The sequence below is a fragment of the Cupriavidus sp. 8B genome, assembly GCF_054589115.1.
On sequence record NZ_BAAILO010000587.1, the window covers coordinates 1 to 833 of the forward strand.

Sequence of the window (833 nt, forward strand, 5' to 3'; positions counted from 1 at the left end):
CTGGGGCCTGATCAACCTGGTGGTGCCCGACGACAAACTCGACGAGGTTGCGCTGTCGGTCGCTCAGGAACTGGCCGCCGGCCCGACCGTTGCGCACGGCGCTACGAAGCAGCTTGTGCGCATCGCGCTCGACGAAGGCCTGAACGCAGCCGACGAAGCGATGTTCGAGCTGCAAAAGCCGATCTGGGCGTCGCAGGACCTCAAGCGGGGGCTCGAAGCCTTTGGCAAGACTGGCCCCGGCACAGCAGAATTCGAAGGGAACTGACATGACTGGACCACTAGACGGACTCAAGGTCGTCGACTTCTCGCGGGTGTTGGCTGGACCGCTCTGTGCACGCACGCTCGCCGATCTCGGCGCAGACGTGATCAAAATCGAGCCACCACGTCCAGATGTGTCGCGCGCCGCGTACCCGAACCAGGACGGCATGTCGGGCTACTACGCGCAACAGAACAGCGGCAAGCGCAATATCAGTATCGACTTGAACGTGGGGAGCGCGCGCGAGCTGGTGCTGCGCCTTTGCGATGAAGCCGACATCATCGTCGAGAACTTTCGTGCGGGCACGCTCAAGTCGTTTGGCCTTGACTACGAGACGCTCAGCCAGCGCAATCCGAAGCTGGTGTACGTGTCTATCACGGGCTATGGCCAGCGAGGGCCGTGGGCGTCGCGCATGGCCTATGCCCCCACGGTGCAAGCCGAAGCCGGCTTCACGCACAACACGATGCATCATTTCGAGGGCATCGATGCTGGCCGAAAATGGACAGATCCGCTGTCGCACGCAGATGTCTACGCGGGCCTGCAGGCAACCATTGCGGTGCTCGCCGCGGTGCGCAAG

The 833-nt window shown here is 62.9% G+C and carries 2 protein-coding genes; both read left to right on the plus strand.

The genetic code is table 11. The features are described 5' to 3' along the window. The coding region (locus tag ACYP5B_RS49535; protein ID WP_459574785.1) for an enoyl-CoA hydratase/isomerase family protein at window positions 1–265 on the plus strand (265 nt) is incomplete at its 5' end. A 1-nt stretch (window position 266) separates the two neighbouring features. Further along, the coding region (locus ACYP5B_RS49540; RefSeq protein WP_459574786.1) for a CaiB/BaiF CoA transferase family protein at window positions 267–833 on the plus strand (567 nt) is incomplete at its 3' end.